General features: G+C 38.4%; 17 protein-coding genes. 3 read left to right on the plus strand and 14 right to left on the minus strand.

What is annotated here, in order from left to right; translation table 11 throughout:
* Window positions 1-6 precede the first annotated feature (6 nt).
* The 9 genes from VKA52_RS12700 to VKA52_RS12740 form a co-directional block, all read right to left on the minus strand.
* Window positions 7-1,443 (minus strand): phage portal protein, encoded by a 1,437-nt coding sequence (locus VKA52_RS12700; RefSeq protein ID WP_326315903.1) that lies wholly within the window; start codon window positions 1,441-1,443, stop codon window positions 7-9.
* Between the two features lie 11 nt (window positions 1,444-1,454).
* The gene (locus VKA52_RS12705; RefSeq protein WP_326315904.1) at window positions 1,455-2,744 is read right to left on the minus strand and encodes a PBSX family phage terminase large subunit; all 1,290 of its coding nucleotides are present in this window, start codon (window positions 2,742-2,744) and stop codon (window positions 1,455-1,457) included.
* The gene (locus tag VKA52_RS12710; protein WP_326315940.1) at window positions 2,734-3,186 is read right to left on the minus strand and encodes a terminase small subunit; all 453 of its coding nucleotides are present in this window, start codon (window positions 3,184-3,186) and stop codon (window positions 2,734-2,736) included. The genes VKA52_RS12705 and VKA52_RS12710 overlap by 11 nt, the downstream gene beginning before the upstream one ends.
* An 85-nt stretch (window positions 3,187-3,271) precedes the next feature.
* Window positions 3,272-4,258 carry a cell wall-binding repeat-containing protein gene (locus VKA52_RS12715; RefSeq protein ID WP_326315905.1) on the minus strand — a complete coding sequence of 329 codons (987 nt, stop codon included), beginning with the start codon at window positions 4,256-4,258 and terminating at the stop codon, window positions 3,272-3,274.
* A 501-nt stretch (window positions 4,259-4,759) separates the two neighbouring features.
* Complete coding sequence (locus VKA52_RS12720; RefSeq protein ID WP_326315906.1) at window positions 4,760-5,191, minus strand: helix-turn-helix transcriptional regulator; 432 nt, start codon at window positions 5,189-5,191, stop codon at window positions 4,760-4,762.
* A 222-nt stretch (window positions 5,192-5,413) separates the two neighbouring features.
* A complete protein-coding gene (locus tag VKA52_RS12725; RefSeq protein WP_326315907.1) occupies window positions 5,414-6,133 on the minus strand; it encodes a hypothetical protein in 720 nt (239 codons plus the stop codon).
* A gap of 118 nt (window positions 6,134-6,251) precedes the next feature.
* The gene (locus tag VKA52_RS12730) at window positions 6,252-6,920 is read right to left on the minus strand and encodes a hypothetical protein (protein ID WP_326315908.1); all 669 of its coding nucleotides are present in this window, start codon (window positions 6,918-6,920) and stop codon (window positions 6,252-6,254) included.
* A complete protein-coding gene (locus tag VKA52_RS12735; RefSeq protein WP_326315909.1) occupies window positions 6,913-7,728 on the minus strand; it encodes an HNH endonuclease in 816 nt (271 codons plus the stop codon). Before VKA52_RS12735 ends, VKA52_RS12730 begins: the two co-directional genes overlap by 8 nt.
* Complete coding sequence (locus VKA52_RS12740; protein WP_326315910.1) at window positions 7,725-7,931, minus strand: XtrA/YqaO family protein; 207 nt, start codon at window positions 7,929-7,931, stop codon at window positions 7,725-7,727. The genes VKA52_RS12735 and VKA52_RS12740 overlap by 4 nt, the downstream gene beginning before the upstream one ends.
* A 169-nt stretch (window positions 7,932-8,100) precedes the next feature.
* On the opposite strand from VKA52_RS12740, the gene VKA52_RS12745 reads away from it, so the two are divergent.
* The 3 genes from VKA52_RS12745 to VKA52_RS12750 all read left to right on the plus strand — a co-directional run bounded on the left by VKA52_RS12745 (window position 8,101) and on the right by VKA52_RS12750 (window position 9,421).
* Window positions 8,101-8,457 (plus strand): response regulator, encoded by a 357-nt coding sequence (locus VKA52_RS12745; RefSeq protein WP_326315911.1) that lies wholly within the window; start codon window positions 8,101-8,103, stop codon window positions 8,455-8,457.
* A gap of 198 nt (window positions 8,458-8,655) precedes the next feature.
* The gene (locus tag VKA52_RS20795) at window positions 8,656-8,787 is read left to right on the plus strand and encodes an aspartyl-phosphate phosphatase Spo0E family protein (RefSeq protein WP_442788849.1); all 132 of its coding nucleotides are present in this window, start codon (window positions 8,656-8,658) and stop codon (window positions 8,785-8,787) included.
* A gap of 388 nt (window positions 8,788-9,175) precedes the next feature.
* The gene (locus VKA52_RS12750; protein ID WP_326315912.1) at window positions 9,176-9,421 is read left to right on the plus strand and encodes a DUF2164 domain-containing protein; all 246 of its coding nucleotides are present in this window, start codon (window positions 9,176-9,178) and stop codon (window positions 9,419-9,421) included.
* Between the two features lie 38 nt (window positions 9,422-9,459).
* On the opposite strand, the gene VKA52_RS12755 is transcribed toward VKA52_RS12750, so the two are convergent.
* Genes VKA52_RS12755 through VKA52_RS12775 form a run of 5 tightly spaced genes read right to left on the minus strand, consistent with a single transcriptional unit; the run spans window position 9,460 to window position 12,763 of the window.
* Complete coding sequence (locus VKA52_RS12755; RefSeq protein WP_326315913.1) at window positions 9,460-9,645, minus strand: hypothetical protein; 186 nt, start codon at window positions 9,643-9,645, stop codon at window positions 9,460-9,462.
* Between the two features lie 11 nt (window positions 9,646-9,656).
* On the minus strand, window positions 9,657-10,748 hold the full coding sequence (locus VKA52_RS12760) for a Lin1244/Lin1753 domain-containing protein (protein WP_326315914.1): 1,092 nt from the start codon (window positions 10,746-10,748) through the stop codon (window positions 9,657-9,659).
* A gap of 4 nt (window positions 10,749-10,752) precedes the next feature.
* Window positions 10,753-10,935, minus strand: a complete 183-nt coding sequence (locus tag VKA52_RS12765) for a hypothetical protein (RefSeq protein WP_326315915.1) — start codon at window positions 10,933-10,935, stop codon at window positions 10,753-10,755.
* The gene (gene recT / locus VKA52_RS12770; protein ID WP_326315916.1) at window positions 10,935-11,813 is read right to left on the minus strand and encodes a recombination protein RecT; all 879 of its coding nucleotides are present in this window, start codon (window positions 11,811-11,813) and stop codon (window positions 10,935-10,937) included. The genes VKA52_RS12765 and recT overlap by 1 nt, the downstream gene beginning before the upstream one ends.
* Window positions 11,813-12,763 carry a YqaJ viral recombinase family nuclease gene (locus VKA52_RS12775; RefSeq protein ID WP_326315917.1) on the minus strand — a complete coding sequence of 317 codons (951 nt, stop codon included), beginning with the start codon at window positions 12,761-12,763 and terminating at the stop codon, window positions 11,813-11,815. The genes recT and VKA52_RS12775 overlap by 1 nt, the downstream gene beginning before the upstream one ends.
* Window positions 12,764-12,765: the final 2 nt, after the last annotated feature.

Consider the following 12,765-nt stretch of genomic DNA (forward strand, 5'->3'; position numbering starts at 1 on the left):
ACCACCTCAATTCTCCATATAACTAGATGCCTGGCGTTGCTTACTTCGCTCTTCTTGGATCTGTTGCTCTTCTTCCTCAGGATTTTCTACAATCATCGGTATTGTCTTGAGCTTAGTCTTCTGAGAAAGTTCACCACCAAGAGCATTAAACATCTCTACTGCTTCTTTCGTTGATTTCGGAAGGTTTGGAGTAAACTTATAAGTGATTCCGGTGAACTCCTCTTTCTTCGCTTCACTGGCAAGACTCATGACATTTCCAATTAACTGATACCTACGGTTGAGTGATCGTATAAAAAGACGCTCCTTATTAATACGGATTTGTTCCAGACCAAAGAGCTTGTACTTCATAGCTTCGCCTGTTTGCTGGCCGCTGAAATTAATATCAGTAAGATCGGGAGTATTCGTAAACTTATGGACGTCCGTTTGCAGCCTATCCTTGTAGGACTCTGCTCCGGCAACATCATACTGTTTGTAGATGTAATCAGCATCAACAGAGCCTTCTTTACCATCAGCATTATTGGAAGAGGGTTTTAAGAAGATAATGTTACTCTGTTTCATTTTCTTGGCTTCTTCTGGATCCAAATCCACATTCCCCACGATTTTTAACATAGCGTCATTTAAATCGGTCATGTAGTTGGCCGTATCGGATTGAGCTGAATCATATAGGTCAATGAGATCTAACACATTTTCAAAATCCCCTTGTCTAAACCGGTTATTGGAATGCTCGTTTAAAGGCACATCTCCAAATGGATGATCGTTGGTGTCCTCAAAGGTGAGGTTGTAATCACCGAAATTTGTTGTGTAATACGTATGGATCTTGGTAGGCGTGTAGAGAAGTACCTTCACTTTTTTATCGTGGCCATAACCTACGATGAAGTACCTCACACCAGCTACAATGTTCTTTTCAATCGTATTATCATAGATTAAGAATGTCTCTAAAGGCGATGATAAGTAAACTTTGGTTTCATCACTCTGGTTACGATGAACAAGCTCATATGCTCGACCATAGATGGACATATCTAAAATCAAGTCAGCATTTAATGCATCGCTCTCAATCGCCTTATTAACCTCATCAATCCTCTTTTGAGCAGCATCCTGTGAATGAGTCATGACAATTGGAACACCTACAAGAAAGCCCTGCATAAAGTTCGAGACATACTTCGCATAGTTGTGTCTTGCTCTATGATCGGCCTTGTCATCTTCCTTTCGCCTATTCATTACTGAAATCGCAGTATTGTTGCCTTTATAGTAATCATCTAATTCATTTAATCTTGGCTGCTGGTGTTCAATGTGATGCTTGATCATAGCAGATAAGTCATTCGTGTTATTGAGTAACTCTTCTAATGACTCATACGTGTATTGAATGTTAGCCTCCCGACTAAATCGTCTTTTAGTATTTTCCACACCGTTTAATGCCCGTTCGAAATCTTTTGCACTTGGCACATTCCCACCTCCTATAACCCTAAGTTCTGCAGCGCTTTGTAGGTATTGGCTTTCTTCTCGACGCCTAAATGGTATTGCTCCAGACTATATCTGAGAGCATCAATGATATGGTTATTAGCATCAATCGGTGTATTCAACCATTTGCCTTCTTTATCCTGGTCGAAGGTGTAAGTGTTGAATTCTTCAATCGTATTTTCGCATCGAGGATGGATGAACACTTTGAATCCTTGAATGAAAAGAATTCCCTGATTAATACTTCCAGAACCTTTAAGTGACCCTCTCATACGTCGGATTCCTTTATTGATGAGCTCCTGAATCAATCTTCTCTCAGCTGAATCTGCAGTGATCGGAGTCTCTTTAAGTTCTTTATCAACCAACATCTCGAATATATCCTCGGTAAGCATGGCCTTCTCATAATGCTCATCGTAGATCCACAGCTCTTTGTTTTCCAAATCCACAATTGAGCTAACCTCAGTAGTCGGATCATTTGTAAAACCAAAGTCCATTCCGTGAGCTGTTTCCTGAATCTCCTTAATCTTTCCTTGGATATCAAAGTCCCTGACTTCAAAGTTCTCAAAAACAAGACCCTCAGCGACTCCCCACTCTCCATCAGCAACGATGCGAGCACGCCTAGGATTAGTACGATATAAATCTAGGTACCTTTGCCTGTCGACATCATCGAGCCATTCATTGACTCTGAAGGTCGTTGTAGTAGCAAAAGTGTCCTTCTCCCTGGTCTCTTCATCAAAGAAGACTTTCTTAAGCCAATGTCTCTCAGACCATGGGTTAAAGGTAACTGTGATTTGCTTAAAAAAGTCTGAAGCATCATACATACCACGAATCGATTCTACAACTGTACGAAATTTGTCTTCCATTTCAATCTGATATGCTTCCTCGAACCATGCCCAGGATAATATTCCAACATCAACAGTAATCGATGTGATCTTCAACTCATCATCTAAGCCTCGAAACAATATCTTTTGTCCAGTGGGCTTGTAAGTGATCTCCGGCATTGATTCATTGAACTTAAACAAATGAGCAACTCCCAACATGGAAGCTGCCCATTTTAAGTCTGTATAGGTTGATTGTTTATTTGTATTAGAGTAACGGCGGACCACTAACAGATTGGCCCAAGGGTACTTCATAATGCGATGAACATAGTTTAGAGCAGTAGTTTTTGATTTCTTACTGCCACGCGAACCTTTAACCACCCGGTAAAACTGTTTATTGTTCCAAAACCGGTTGTAACCTTTCCCTATTATTTTGCTGACTGATATTCTCGAGCGTTGCTTAGTCGTCATCGTCCGGCACGTCCTCAATAAACTCAGGGGTGATGTTTTCAACCTGGTTCTTGTCTGTCCACATGACATAGCGTTTCCCGAGCAGCTCAGCTGCTTTCGTTCTATCACTTGTATCGGACCGTTTATTATGCCGTTCGACTTCTGAACCAAGCTCACCATCACCTATGACTAGTAACTGCTCATCACTAACCTCACCTCGCATAACTGATGTGAGGTACTGGAGAATTTCATCTTGATCAGCAATGGATTCTTTTTTTAGCTCCTCTAAGCGTTCATCAATATATGATTTAACGTTAGCCTTTGTTAGCAGTCGACTTCCAGAAGCTCTCGCTGCTGAGTCTTTCTTCACATTGGGATATGCAGACTTATAGGATTGTGAAATATTCCCTGTCTTTATATATTCGTCAGCAAACCGTCGTTGCTTCTCTGTTATTTTTACTATCACAAAACCCTCCCCCTCTTGCGCTAACCCTTTTATAACAGAAAAAAAGCATCACAATAGAGATGCTTTTTCTATACATATATTCTTAATTATTCTCATGATAATCTAGACTCTGTTCAATATTCTCACTAATAGCTCCATATCCACCTAAAATAGTAAACTCTTTATATTTAGGTAACAAGGGCTCAATGGATTCAGGCTTCTCATTTGGTTCAGATAGAATAATAGGTGCATTTGATTTCGCTGCGAGTACACTTCCTGTCAAAGCATCCGGGTATTTTGTTCCAGTAGCGAAAAATGCTTGATTATATTCTTCTTCAAAGTAAGAATTAACTTCATAGTTCGTTTCATATCTATCTTTTCCAGCTAATCTGATCTTGTCTTGTAGATAGAAATGATATACTTCATTCTTTACTTCATTACTTACTACTCCGGTTCCACCAATAATATATAACTTCTTCTTCAATCCACCATTTTCATAATAATCTTTAGTAACTCCAGGTAAACTGTCTTTTTTCGTTAATAGAATAGGCATCCCTTTTTGAGCTGCATAAGATGCTACTGAGATAGCATCAGGAAAGTTACGTCCATTAACCAAAACAGAAATCATTTTTGAATACTCACTTTTATGTGGATCAAGGCTATCTGCTATTTCTACCGCTGTCTCATAACGGTTTTTACCGGCTATTCGGTCAAATGTTACTTCACTAAGTATGTCTTTAATTTCAAATAAAACTGATTCTGAAATAGCATTTTCTCCTCCGAGAATAATTACTTCAGACGGATTTAACCTTTTAACCTCTTTAGATGTAACACTGGATAGTTCATCACCCTGTGTTAAAAGAATTGGAGCATTTTTTTGATATGCCAAAACCGACCCTGAAAGAGCATCAGGGAATTCATCATTTCTTGCTAACACAACCGTATCAGCACCGTTTTCCCATCCTTTTTTAGAAACTTCAACAGCTGTATCAGTTCTATTAATTCCACTTAACCTCTCTGTAGCATAAGCTTGGACGGAAAATACAAAAATTGAACTAATTACAATTAAAAGTACAACAAATTTCTTCAAATTAACACCTCTTATGTAGAATTAAGTAAACACCCAACCCAAGTCTACATCAATATTACTAGTGTTAAAAGACTACCACCAAAATTGTTCTAGTGTTATCTGACTATACTAATTGATTTTCCTTCCTGCCATTAAGTTTACACACCCTAAACCAGAATCGTCACCTTTTGAGTAATGTGTGCAATACGTGAAATCATTTATCAGGTGAAAGTACAATAACTCCCAACTTTTCACACAAGGAGAAAGGCCCTTTACGAACTATCCACTTTCCCGCTCCAGGATCCACTAGGCCTATATATGAGACCCCCTCTGTGGTCAACCTACACATTTCTCTAGTCGGCATCATCTTGTCTAACTGTAATACTACTGATCCGTCTATTCTTTGAGAATACTGTCCTGTAATATCTACTCTTTTCTCGTTAAAAAACAGCGTATTAAATCTCATAGTATCCTCCCATTATATAAATTGGATATAGAGGAACATTATACCAACGAATGTAATCATGAACAATTAGCCTTTGGTTGTGAGTATTTGGGTTTTTTTGATATTTTATCAACTATTTTTTCTCTCAGATTATATATATGCCTTCTAGATAAACCCATATGTCTGCTAATTGCAACCATACTCATGCCATCAAGTAAACACTCAAGAACAGCTTTTTCTCTCTCCCCTTCAATCACAGCCATACGCTCCTGGATGAATGAAACCTTAACTTCCAGCTTATGAATCCAAATGTACTTCTTATCACGACGGACAACTTCACGAGCCACTGGGTCTCCCGACTCTCCCTGCGCTTTTGGGAGGGTCGATTCTATTCCGGACTGAGCAACAAGATTCGTTCCTGCATCCTCTAACAAATTTCTCTGTCTCTTAATCTCGTTAATCATCCAGTTATAATCACGCAATGTATTCTCAATCTGCTTCTTGTCCATCTTTAAATCTCGCCCCTTCCATCAATTCGTTCATATATTCGCTTCTTTTAACTGACCTTAGTGCTCCACTTCTTTTATCTCTTCTGTGGTTATGAACCCGTCAAATCAGACGATGTTTTTGACTTTTCATTTCCTCTCCCCTTTTTTAGCAAATAAAAAAGGACACAAACCAAGCGCTTGATACGCTCAATCTGCGTCCTCCAGTTTGCTGGTAGAACCTATTTAGTGATTTCGTTCGATATGTTCTTTCAATTCATCCAATATTGGAAAGGTCCCAATATCTTCTTCTTCAAAAACAGAAATAATTTCTTTTAAGAGTCTTATTCGGTCATCATCTTGTGGAAAATCATTATCAACTAGTTTTTTTAATCTTTTTAAATTTATTTCTTTCAAAAATTGATCGCTTAACAAGAAATCATATTTCATGAATTCAATGGAATTATCAAACTCTAATTCCTCTGAAACTAATACCCAAATTCCATAAAGCTTTTGAGTTTTAATTACCTCTTTATACATCTCTTCTTCTCTCGGTTTCATACCCTTAAGAATATTAGCCGAATAATCTAAAAACCAAAATAAAAACCTTAATAAATTTCTTTCTTTAGACCAACCTCTACCATCAAAGAAATATTCATATTTTCTTGCTTCATAATAGTAAGTCAAAAGCTTCATGTTCCCATAACTTACCTTTAAAGATATTTTTTCTAAAAGAGAATTTAGACTTACCTCTTTTTCTACGTCATGACCTTTTCTAAAATTGGTTTCAGTATGATAATACAATAGAACTTCCGGTAAAAAAGGGTAAATAAATTCTTGATATACTTCACTTTTTTCTTTATTCTTCTCTCTCTTAGAATTAAGGAAATGTGACAAAAATTGCGCACCTATAGCAGCCAGTAAAGCTACAGAGGCAGTAATAATAGCCGGTATATACTGATTCAAATACTCTCCACCTCCTTAAACATCGCTCTCTTAACCCTTTCATTTCACCAATGTTCAAATACAAACAGTACAGTATCTTATTTCTTTTGGTAAGACTAATTTAGTTTTTTAAGGATCATTATATTTTTTTCTTATCTTTAGTTCTAGTTTCTATTATTTGATCCAATATATTAATAATTAATTTCACTCTAAATCTACCAGCGGAAATATTATACACAAGAAACACTATAGTAAGAATACAAAAGAGTATTAATGTGAATGGCCCCAACATATTAATTATATTCAGAATTTTTTCATTTCCTGTTCCACTAAGGATCGATCTTACTAAGAGACTTATTACTGCTGTCAGAAGCGCACTTAGACTACCAAAATACAATTGTCTTAAATTATGGTTATCGACTGCAATAAAATATGCCCTAAGCATTCTTGTGTTTTCTAAATTGTGGTTAACATATCGCTCTAATTGATTTTTTATTGTGTGCATATTGGATAATATGCTCTCACTTTTTATATCCTTTAATAGTCTATTCAAAAGGTGGTGCGAACCTTCTAAATTCTGAGCCCAATCATATAGGTTTGGGCTATCTTTGGAACCATATTTTTTTATCTCTTTTTCTGTAGAGCTTAACATCCATACCGTTATCATTAAAAACAATAAAAAACCTATTAATAATATAAAAATATCTAGTAATAGATTAATACTCGTAAACCCATACGCAACAATAGATATAATTGCCATAAGAAAAATTGCAATTATAGTTTTATCAACAAAAAATCTTTTAAACATTTCCAGTTACCTTCTCTTTAAGAGTTATCACATCAACTGAAGCGTCTAAAATGTGCATTTTCTTATGGCAGTTCGGACAAAGAGCCACTGTATTTTCAACCGTATCTTTCCCGCCTCTTGCTAACCACTCAATATGATGAGTCTCTAAATAAGGTGAACCGTCTTTGCTAAAAAATGGAGCTGGCTGCTCACACAACTGGCATATCCCATCAGCCCATTTCTTAGCATACTCGATAACATAAGGGTTTCTCTGATGATGAGTCGTTTTAGATTCTCTATAACCTGGTCTACCTTCGCTGGCCTTTGCCCTTTCATACAACTCATTCTTGCTTAACTTTGATGCCTTACTTCTAGCTTTCTCTTCTAACTCCTCCAAAGTGCCCTCTTCTACTTTAATGCCATGATTGGAAACTTGCCCTACAGGAAATACACAGACATTTCTTAATTGGCCGCCTTCATCGGGTTCTTGCTTCACATAAGGCTCTTCAATCAGTTGAACTTGCCCTTGATATGTATATTCTTTCTCTTTAAACACTTCAAACAAGTGAACTTCTACTCCGTTGCTTTGAGAGTGAAATAAAGTTTTGTTCTGCATATAATCAAAAGATTGTTGTCCATTCATTCCCATACCAATGTAATGAAGGACATCCCCTTCCCAACGATCCCCGTAAAGGGACTTAACATGGTTCGAAACGATTACAAGCGTGTTAGTTCGTTTCCCACGTCTCATCCCTCCTTGAGGTGAACACTTAAAAATATCAGTTAGTTCTTTATTATCTATTACATCCCCTGGACTTAATTGAATCAAAACTCTTCCCCCTCGTCATATTTAACCCTCTTAACCTTACCTTGATGCGTAATGACTTTTGTCTCACCATGATCTGGTAGAGTAGTCATTTTTGCCTTACCACCGCAATATACGACACAAATCGGCGTATCTCCTTCCTTAATATCCAATTCTATATTAATTTTTCCATTCTCTATTTCTATCGGTAATTGATGCAATCGCATAAAGGAGACCTCCGTGATATAATTGAATTGTCAGATTCGAGTCGGGGGCACATTGCCCTCGGCTTTTTCTATTATCCAAGAACCCATTCTGCTATGATATTGCTAAGGGTGAAAATATACACAGGTATAAAGATGGGTTAGGGAGACCATTCGATGTAAGGAAGATGTTATGCCTACAGCAATATTGGTAGATAATTCACGACATAAAGCTAGGTTAAGAGAAATATTAGTGAGACATTCCTATAAAGTTTTGGCGGAAACTGAAGATTGTATGGAAGTCCTCTCACTGTACAAGCGCTACCATCCAGACCTAGTTCTCATTGATGTCTCCATGTCAGATATGCAAGGCTTAGAATGCTTAGAGGATCTACATAACAATTATCCAAAAGCAAAGGTAATAGTTTGTTCAGAGCTTAGCGATATCCGGCTACTTGATCGATGTGCTTATTTAGGAGTTATTGATTTCATTCAAAAACCACTTCTTCATAGACTCTCTTCAGCATTAGATAAAATAGAGAATAACTAAATCACCCTACCTGCCTGAGCATTAATATTGCTCGGGCTTTTCTTTTGTAAAAACTTTGACTTAGTTTAAGAATAAATTTCTTTTCATGTGACATTTTTTCAACAAATCAATTACTTGGTAGTTATTCATTATTCATACGGATACAGCGCATTAAAAAAGGGGAGCACCACTATGAATTGCAATAAATTACGAAATAGGATGGAAGCTAAAAGAAAAGAAATGTACTATGCATATATGGTGAAAAACAATTACTCAGAAGCCCTAATAAAATCTCAGAAATTAGATAATATGCTTAATAAATATAGAAAGCTGTGTCAAAGTTTCGAATGAATAAACTCAAAGATGTTTATAATAACTTAAGTGCCCACATACTACTTTGAAACTCACTCTTTAAAAGGTGGTGCACTGATCACCTACGGTGGACCAGAGTTTATCTCTGGTCTTTTACTTTATACAACAAATAGAATCCAGAATTACCATAAGAAAGGTGTTTGGTATGGAAGACCACCTGGTTACCATAATGTTAATTTCCATAATGATACTATTAGGAGCTCTTCTCTATTTCGTTTTTAGAAATAAGTAACTGGAATGATCGTTGCAACATATTCATGTCTAGCACCAAAGAACGTTGTACATAAAAAATTCATAATTTAAAGACTACCGTGCGTTAGTCCTGCATTGTATAATGCTCCTGTTGCTTAATTTAAGGAGTGATCATATGAAATATCAATTAACCAAAGAACAGAGACAAGTGATGATTGAAGAAATCCAGTATTTCTTCCTAAATGAAAGAGGAGAAGAACTATCCGAGTTTGCAGCTGAAAGCATCTTGGAGTTCTTTAAGGACTCACTAGCCTCCCACTTTTATAATAATGCGGTAAACGATGCCATAAGCGTTCTGCAAACTCAGTATTCCTCAATCGAAGAAGAAGTACGCACCTTAGAGCGCCCAATGAGTTGGTAAATACCATGAGTGAACCTTTACGGTTCACTCTTTTTCATTCAGCCTTTTAGCGTATTTGCCCTAACAGTAATTACCACATGCTCCAGAGAGAACAAGCTCAATTGCTCAATATCGCGACCATCAGGAGCTTCAGTAAGACCTCGACGGTAGAGGTAATTCTTCAAGTCCTCCTTACGATCAGCAACCTCTCTCACTCTCTGTTTTTCTGTCAGTGACATACACATCAGCTCCCCTCCTAATTTCCAACAGCTCTAAGTTTTGACTTTGATTGCAGCAATTCTAGGGCAGTCATGTCCCCATTCTTCACAGTTTCAACCTCTTCACCGGTAAGACCATAGCGTTCCATTGACCCAGTAAGTAGATCATCAAGAGATCGATTCAATCGGATTCCGAGATCGAGAGCTTGCGCATCAGAGTCTATGCTTGGTTTCGGCTGACTCTCAGACTGCTGCTGGTTAAACCAGGTTGGTATGACTTCATGGTTTTTATTGCCGTTAGACTTATTTTGATTCTGGAATTGGACACCCTCAGCCTCTACTTGCTCAAGAGTGGTGATTCCTTTCGATGACCAGTTCTTGAGTATGGATTCTGTATATGCCCAATTACTCTTGTTTTGCTCAAGCGTCTTCTCCATAGCTTTGATCACCATGGCATCACCAAGGTCTTCAATCCATGCCAAGATCTTTTCAGACATGTTCGGTCGTAGAAGTCCAAAATTTTGCTGGTAGAATACTAAGGCATCGTTATCAGCATCAGATGATTTTTCAGGGCCAAGTTCTTTACTCTGATATTCTTTACTATCCTTTTCTTTACTTTCTCTTTTCTTTACTTTCCTTTGTGTACTATTGCTGACATTATTGGAGTTATTGTTAACATTAACTTCGTTTCCGTCATCATGAACCAATAAAACAGCCGTTTTGGAGTTTCCAAGGACCGATTTCACGTCCTGGATCAAGAAGAAGTCAGCAATGAACCGAACCTCTTTTCTACGCTTTACTGCTTCCAAATAACGGCGTTGAATGCCCTTGCTAGTTAACACTCTGTACTCATTAAAGAGGTTCTTGTCGAATAAACCTTCCTCAATGCAATCATTTACTATCTCTTGAACGAGGTTAATGTTGACATTAACTCGCTTCGAGAAGAGTAATTGTTCACGATCATTCCACTCGTAATAGTATCCTTCTTTATAAATCTTCATTAACAGCTTCACTAAGACACCGAACCCTTCAATGCCATGCTTTGCTTCAATGATTGCGACTTTATCATCCTGATCCATATCAATATCTAATGGGAAGTAATCAATGCCTTCTTTGTATGGTCGAACCATGCTGTCACCGCCTCTCATGTTTTTTACGTGAAATCACTACGTACATCTTCTCTATGCGAACCAGACTCCAGCCTGGAGATGTGTTACGGACATAACTGGCTACATAAGACCGGAATAACTCCTTTGGATCTTCATTGACTTGAGCCATCCACACATAAAAATGCGGGATGGCTATTTTTCTTTCCATTACTTCAGTTCCATAGCAGCTTGCTCTGCTGATAGATCCGAGCGGTCTTCAGGAGATTGTTCATCCTTCTGTGATTCATCATCTTCATTAGAAGGGATATCTATGAACTCTTGCTCATAAACAGACTCAGCGTCCTCTGTAACGTCTTTTCGTACTGTTTCATCATGCGTAGCTTGATTCTGGATTTCCACACTGATAGGCAAGTATTTGAACATCCGACGAATGACCGTCTTCTTTGCCATCTCTTCATAATCCGTCTGCCACGGACCAAACTTACCTGCTTTAGATCGTTCCTTCACCTTGTCTACGTCATTACGACTGAAGACTTCAAATTGATAGCCTCCATCTTTGAAATGAGCTACTGAGTAAACAAAGTTCATGTTACCCCTCTCGCCTGTAGAAGGCTTGTGAACGAGTTTCGGGTGTAGTCCCAGCTCATATTCAAACTCATCATTCTCATGGACTGTATGAGCATAAATACTCTCAATGTGACCTGAACGACGAGCAAGGTCAATCATCCCTTTATATCCGATAATGAACTGGACATCTGTTTCTTTCATCTTTCCGTTGTAAAAAGGTACCAAGTAACAGTGACCAATCAACCCTGGCTCGAGTCCCAGTTGTGCTGCTTGCATCACAGCACCCATTAAGGAAGGAATAGAACATTCAAGCAGCTTAGGATTCTGGCGAATCGTTGTCATCGCAATGCGACCAAGTCGATCCGCGTCCATGTGTTTTGGAAGGGCCCGTTCGAACTCCGGGCCCATTTTCTTGAGATAAGCTTGTATGGTGTTCACTTGGTTACCTGATTGTTGCGGAGAGTTGCTTTTATTTTTCTTATTAGCTAACTGGTTCTTTGCGGTGCTGTTCGTCGCCATTATTTAACCTCCTTGAACTTCAGTGGTCGGGAAGTACTCACCTTGCAATACTCTTCGTACAATTCCGGTCTCTCTGCTTTCAAACGTTTGGAATCGACCGAACGTCTTTGCTGATTCTTAAAGGTAACGACATATTGATTGGTAAACCCTTTTTCATAGGTTGCTAGTTTTTGCTTCAAGCGATTCTCATATTCGTTCTTTTTTGTTTTCAAATCTTTCTCTTCAGCTTTTATCTGCTCCAGAGCTTCCAGTAGTTTATCCGACTCTGCATCCAATTCCGTTTCACTGTCAGGATCCGCATCAGGATACATAGCTTTTATAAAATCGACGGAAGCATCTGATCCATCAATGTCAGGTGGATTCTCCGCTAAGACATTCTCTTCCCAGAATTCTTTTTCAAGAGCAATGAGATTCTTGATCAAGTCTTCGTCTCTTTCCACCTTCTTATGGACGAATTTGTTACCTCCAATAAGAACCGCAATCCACCAAGCATCAGCGCCAGTAACAGCCATGTAATGCTGACATTGGAGTAAGTAAGCCATAGGGATTTCTTCCCCGTCCCATTCGTCCTTGAGGTACTCACTAGCCGTCTTGCACTCTAAGCCTTCGTTGTGCCCAACGATAAGACGATCAACGTTTGCGAGCATCCATTCATGTTCAGGGTGTTGAAGTATCGCGTTCCTTTTCCGGACTTTCAAACTTGTTCGCTTACTAAACTCTTGAGCAACAGTTGTCTCCATCACATTTCCCCAGTAAGCTGCTTCTGCATTAGAGGACTCTGACTTCACTTCACCGATCTTCTCCATATAAACTACCACTGGAGATTTCCACTTATTAAAGCCAGCAATTGCAGCTGCATCAGATCCACCGATTCCCTTCCGTCGAGACTCCAACCATTCTTTTTCTTCCATGTCAGCCGTACTTTGAAGAACCTGTGCTTTTACTCCCATAT

The sequence above is a fragment of the Halobacillus sp. HZG1 genome (assembly GCF_035818575.1).
Lineage (GTDB): Bacteria > Bacillota > Bacilli > Bacillales > Halobacillaceae > Halobacillus > Halobacillus litoralis.

Excerpts from the sequence above, each read along its gene's own strand:
- VKA52_RS12705 (WP_326315904.1), bottom strand. The coding sequence starts at position 2,744 with ATGACGACTAAGCAACGCTCGAGAATATCAGTCAGCAAAATAATAGGG.
- VKA52_RS12720 (WP_326315906.1), bottom strand. The coding sequence starts at position 5,191 with ATGGACAAGAAGCAGATTGAGAATACATTGCGTGATTATAACTGGATG.
- VKA52_RS12730 (WP_326315908.1), bottom strand. The coding sequence starts at position 6,920 with ATGTTTAAAAGATTTTTTGTTGATAAAACTATAATTGCAATTTTTCTT.
- VKA52_RS12740 (WP_326315910.1), bottom strand. The coding sequence starts at position 7,931 with ATGCGATTGCATCAATTACCGATAGAAATAGAGAATGGAAAAATTAAT.
- VKA52_RS12745 (WP_326315911.1), top strand. The coding sequence starts at position 8,101 with ATGCCTACAGCAATATTGGTAGATAATTCACGACATAAAGCTAGGTTA.
- VKA52_RS20795 (WP_442788849.1), top strand. The coding sequence starts at position 8,656 with ATGGAAGCTAAAAGAAAAGAAATGTACTATGCATATATGGTGAAAAAC.
- VKA52_RS12750 (WP_326315912.1), top strand. The coding sequence starts at position 9,176 with ATGAAATATCAATTAACCAAAGAACAGAGACAAGTGATGATTGAAGAA.
- VKA52_RS12755 (WP_326315913.1), bottom strand. The coding sequence starts at position 9,645 with ATGTGTATGTCACTGACAGAAAAACAGAGAGTGAGAGAGGTTGCTGAT.
- VKA52_RS12760 (WP_326315914.1), bottom strand. The coding sequence starts at position 10,748 with ATGGTTCGACCATACAAAGAAGGCATTGATTACTTCCCATTAGATATT.
- VKA52_RS12765 (WP_326315915.1), bottom strand. The coding sequence starts at position 10,935 with ATGGAAAGAAAAATAGCCATCCCGCATTTTTATGTGTGGATGGCTCAA.
- recT (WP_326315916.1), bottom strand. The coding sequence starts at position 11,813 with ATGGCGACGAACAGCACCGCAAAGAACCAGTTAGCTAATAAGAAAAAT.
- VKA52_RS12775 (WP_326315917.1), bottom strand. The coding sequence starts at position 12,763 with ATGGGAGTAAAAGCACAGGTTCTTCAAAGTACGGCTGACATGGAAGAA.